The organism is Virgibacillus salexigens, from assembly GCF_014905415.1.
GTDB lineage: Bacteria > Bacillota > Bacilli > Bacillales > Amphibacillaceae > Virgibacillus > Virgibacillus salexigens.
In genome coordinates, this window is the sequence record NZ_BNEO01000116.1 from 1 (window position 1) to 310 (window position 310).

Consider the following 310-nt stretch of genomic DNA (forward strand, 5'->3'; position numbering starts at 1 on the left):
AATCCGTTCTCTCCATTTATTTGGCAGCGGGTATTTCTTTAATGTCGATGCTACTTCCAAAATGGCTTGATCTCCAATTGCATGAACCGCTACTGGTAAACGATACTTCCTTGCATCTTGAACAATTCTTTCTAATTCTGCCGTACTATGAATATTAAAGCCACAATTACCTTTGTCATCAGAGTAAACATTCGTTAACCAAGCAGTCCATCCACCTAAAGCGCCATCAGAAAAGATCTTAATTGCACCTAATTCTACATATTGCACACTACTTAACACGCCTAAACCTGCCTGAATCGCATCCTGCATA

At 39.7% G+C, this 310-nt stretch carries 1 protein-coding gene; it reads right to left on the bottom strand.

Translation table 11 applies throughout. From position 1 onward, the window contains the following. Positions 1-310: amidohydrolase family protein (locus JKP73_RS22480; RefSeq protein ID WP_200412017.1), on the bottom strand; the 310-nt coding region annotated here is incomplete at both ends.